Here is a 1891-nt window from a genome sequence, read left to right as displayed (position 1 = left end):
AAAAAGATATAGAGGATATAGAAAATAGTATTAATAAAAATAAGAATAGTATACATCCTTATTTTTATAATACACAAACAACCATATATCCTCATCAACAAGAAGTTATTTCCGATATTCTTAATGAAATTGCCTATATAACACAAGCAAAGTTTGTTGCATCTAATCCAGAATTCGATGCCGATATAAAATTTGGTTTTTACGATGATTTTCATATTAGTCATGGTTCAATAGAATTTTCATATACCACCAGAGGTTTTGCAACCTATCCTAGCAGGTATTCAACCCCTATAAAAAAGATAAATATTGATGAACAATACCAATACTCTGGAACTATATTTTTAAATTTATCATCACACCAATATTATAAGATAATACATCAAAATGATCTTGATAATTATATAAAAACAGAAGGTAATATTGGTGATGCTTTCAATTTTAAAGATAATGGTACTGTTCTGATAATAAAAAAAACCAATACTCTAATTGAAACACTAAAAAATAATAAATATCAGCCAGGTACATATCATTATAAAGTTGTTTTGCATGAAGTTGGTCATGCACTCGGGCTAAGCCATAGTTGGCAATACTTAGAATATAAAGATAAAAATCATGTATTAGCTTCATTGAAATATTCTGTTATGGGTTATGATATACCAACCTCAGAGCATGCTGATTTTGGTGGTCTTTATCCCATGACCTTTATGCTGCTAGATATATTATTATTGCAACAACTCTATGGCGAAAATATGACCACACGCCTTGAAAATAATATCTATGGATTTCATTCTAATACCGGACGTGTCGCTTACTCCTTAAAAAGCATAGAAGATAAATTAGTAAGTTGTATTTGGGATTCGGGGGGAATTGATACATTAGACTTTTCCCTATATACCGTTAATCAAGTTATTAACCTAAATGAAGGTAGCTTTTCAGATATTGGCGGGTTACGGAGTAATATCTCTATTGCCTACAAAACGATTATTGAAAATGCTATTGGTGGATCAGGTCATGATACTATCATAGGAAATAGTGCTAATAATGAACTTATAGGTGGTGATGGTAATGATACTATCAAGGGTGGTTTGGGTAATGATCACCTCTATGGTGGTATGGGTAATGATATTCTCTATGGTGATATAGGCAATGATTATCTCTATGGAGGTATAGGTGATGATATTCTCCATGGTGGTATGGGTAATGATATTCTCCATGGTAGTATGGGTAATGATTATCTCTATGGAAATAAAGGTAATGATAAACTCTTTGGTGGTGATGGAGATGATACCCTTGTTGATTATTATGGAAATAATACATTCATTGGCGGTAAAGGCAATGATCTATTATTTTCGATATCAAAAGCAGGACGAAATGAACTTCAAGGTGGTGAAGGGAATGATATATTTTATTGTGGATTAGGTACTAATCTATTATATGGTGAACAAGGAAATGATACTTTTAACTTCTTATGCTATAAAGGCGCTAAAAGTTATAATTTAATTTTTGATTTTAATACGAATGAAGACAAAATTATTTTTGTTGATCAAAATTATAAAAAAATCGATATATCAAAAATGAAACGAGTAGAACAATTATCAGGAAATGAAAATGAAATAGTTTTACATAATGATATTCATACAAATAAAACCACAATAACTATTTCAACAGCCAATAACGACCATCATTCGACTATCTTTATAAAACTTGAGGGTATATTAAGTTACAATGATCTTTTAGATATATAAAGATATTATTCTAATTAACAATAAGGATTATGATTATATTGTAGTCCTTTTTTATTTAGATGTTCTGTTTTTTAGCAGTATAAAAATAATACATTATGTTATTTTTATTTTGTTTATTATTCACCAATATTATTATTACTATAGAA

Annotated in this window: 1 protein-coding gene; it reads left to right on the top strand. The window is 29.2% G+C overall.

Annotation, left to right across the window (positions count from 1 at the left end; translation table 11 throughout):
* Nucleotides 1–1745: M10 family metallopeptidase (locus AACU98_RS11800; RefSeq protein WP_161734755.1), on the top strand; the 1745-nt coding region annotated here is incomplete at its 5' end.
* Nucleotides 1746–1891 lie beyond the last annotated feature (146 nt).

The organism is Proteus sp. G4380, assembly GCF_963885725.1.
In the GTDB taxonomy this organism is placed as follows: domain Bacteria; phylum Pseudomonadota; class Gammaproteobacteria; order Enterobacterales; family Enterobacteriaceae; genus Proteus; species Proteus mirabilis.
Note: the sequence above shows the minus strand (reverse complement) of the source record. Positions and strands in the feature narration are given on the sequence as shown.